Source organism: Cytophaga sp., from assembly GCF_051961495.1.
Taxonomy (GTDB): Bacteria; Bacteroidota; Bacteroidia; order Cytophagales; family Cytophagaceae; genus Cytophaga.
On record NZ_JBQCDF010000187.1, the window covers coordinates 1 to 2,445 of the forward strand.

The 2,445-nt window shown below is 40.3% G+C and carries 2 protein-coding genes and 1 pseudogene; 1 reads left to right on the forward strand and 2 read right to left on the reverse strand.

What is annotated here, in order from left to right:
* Positions 1-401 (forward strand): hypothetical protein (locus ACTHJT_RS10015; protein ID WP_440237882.1); only part of this gene is annotated, 401 nt, incomplete at its 5' end.
* Here the strand turns inward: ACTHJT_RS10015 and ACTHJT_RS10020 are convergent.
* Both ACTHJT_RS10020 and ACTHJT_RS10025 read right to left on the reverse strand, forming a co-directional pair.
* Positions 381-2,081, reverse strand: coding sequence for a M3 family oligoendopeptidase (locus tag ACTHJT_RS10020; protein ID WP_440237883.1), 1,701 nt, complete (start codon positions 2,079-2,081; stop codon positions 381-383). The genes ACTHJT_RS10015 and ACTHJT_RS10020 overlap by 21 nt on opposite strands.
* 9 nt (positions 2,082-2,090) lie before the next feature.
* Positions 2,091-2,357 (reverse strand): annotated as a pseudogene (locus tag ACTHJT_RS10025) (2Fe-2S iron-sulfur cluster-binding protein); the annotation flags it as partial.
* Positions 2,358-2,445: the final 88 nt, after the last annotated feature.

Here is a 2,445-nt window from a genome sequence, read left to right on the forward strand (position 1 = left end):
TTTCTTACTGCAAAAAATACGATGAAAAAGCTGTTGCTCAATTATTGAAATACAGAAATGAAGTTTTTGCGCTCCGCTATACACAAACAAGCATGAATGATTCGTTGATTGATCTGTATGATGAAAAAACAACTGACCTGATCAATAAAGTACGTAACCTCAAGTCACAAACAGAAGAAATTGAGCAACACCAATTAGCTGCACAGTTAGAAAATGAAATCATAAAAGCTGATACGGATGATATTCTGGTATACAGAAAAAATTATGACCAGATCGCAGAAGCTTACAATAGCTTCCTTGAAGCAAACAAAGAAGCTATTGCAAACAATCCATCACTTAATAAATATCAGAAGAAAAAGACATTTTCAGTACCTGCAGCATCAAAGGCTCAGCCTGCTTAATTCTTCTTTTACAAAGTCCATTAATTCTTTAATGTACGCTTTACTGAAATCAAATTTTATCCCGGCGGCCTTGTAGACCTCCGGGATTGATTTTGTATAACCCAGTGCTAAAGCCTGTTTATATAGGGCGTATCCTTTTTCAGGGTCTTTTTTATAATTCCTCCATACAGCAATAGCGCCTAATTGAGCCATGCCATATTCAATATAATAAAACGGTACTTCAAACAGGTGAAGTTGTTTTTGCCAGGCTGTTAAGCGGTAATTTTCCAGTCCGTTCCAATCTGTGGTACTGTTTGAAAACGGATAGAATGATTCTTTCCACATCTGCTCTCTTTCTTCCGGTGTGTGTGTAGGCTTCTGGTAGATCGTATGCTGGAACAAATCGATTGTTGCTACCCAGGGCATCGTTTGCAACACACTTTCAAGGTGTTCACGTTTCGCCCTGTTCAGGTCTTTGGGATCTTTAAAGAAAACATCCCAATGTTCCATGCTCATCAATTCCATGGACATGGATGCTAACTCGGCCACTTCAGAAGTCGGATGTTTAAATACATTTAACTCCAGGTTGGCAGTAAGGAAAGAATGCAGGGCATGTCCGCCTTCATGTACCATGGTTACCAGGTCTCTTAACGATTGCGTTGCATTCATGAAGATAAACGGAACACCCGTTTCATCCAGTGGATAGTTATATCCACCCGGTGCTTTGCCCTTACGGGACATCAGATCCAGGTGGCCCATCTTTTTCATCGTGGCAATGCAATCTGCGGAGTAGTTGTCCAGGGCAGAGAAGCAGGTAATTGTTTTCTCTGTCAGATCATCTGCATCGGCAAATGGTTTCAACGGCGTATCACCAAAATAATTGACAGACAAATCCCATGGTCTTAATGTATCAAGCTGCAACGCTTTTTTACGTTCTTCAGCCAGGGTATTCAATATTGGTACCACTTCAGATTTAATCGCATCGTGGAACGCATAACAATCGGCAGGTGTATAATCAAAACGCCCCATGGCGCTGAACATATAATCCCTGAAATTACTAAAGCCGGCATTCAACGCAACCTGATGGCGCAACCCGATAAGTGTTGTATACAGATTGTTTAATGTATCTTTTTCGCTGTATCTTCTTTCATTTATTTTCTTCCAGGCTTCTTCTCTCTTACTGCGGTCCAATTGAAGCAGGTAATCAGATGCCTGCTGCATGGTGAGTTCCTTGCCATCGATCGTAACGGTCATGGCTCCGGAGATGGTTCCGAATTCATGGGCAGTCTGTTCTATTTCTGAAAGCAACGGAATGTTTTCTTCGCGATAGATATTTTTATCTTTCTCAAGCAATTTGATCACAATATCAAATCCGTCCTTATTCTTCAGCTCAGGCAGAAAAGGATCTTCAAGCGCCTTGGTATCCAACTGATTTGAATACGGAGCCATGGCAGGCTGTAATTCGGAAACGAAATAATTAAAGGCATTTTTAATTTCTTCGTTTGTAGTGTCGCAAGTCATCTTAATGTAGCGCCAGCCCAGGTCTTCTGAAATAGCGGATTCGAATTCGCTTCTGTCAAGATACCATTTGTATAATTCTTTGGAAGAGGAAATTTTTCTCGAAACCAGTTCGTCAAAATAAGGCTTCAGGGCATCCCAGGTAGTAACCTTAAAATCTGCCGGAAGATATGCTCTTTTCATACGTAATGCTTAGTCAATTTCAATTACTGTTCCTGCTACTGCAGGTCTGCCAACACAGGTTAATATATACCCGTTTTTCACTTCTTTTTCAGATAAACCATCCTGGTCACCCATTTCAACTTTACCAGACAAGCATTTACCCATACACGCTGTACAAAGTCCGCTCATACATGAATACGGCAAATCAATATCTTCATCAAGTGCACTCTGCAAAATGGTTTTACCAGGCTTTACAGCAAACTTATATTCACTGCCCTGGTACATCACTGTTATTTCATTTGCATCGCCGCTATGTTCCGGTACGCTTACAAACACAGAGTCGTGTTAAATTGTAGTAAAAAAAAAATATTTTTTTATTTTTTTT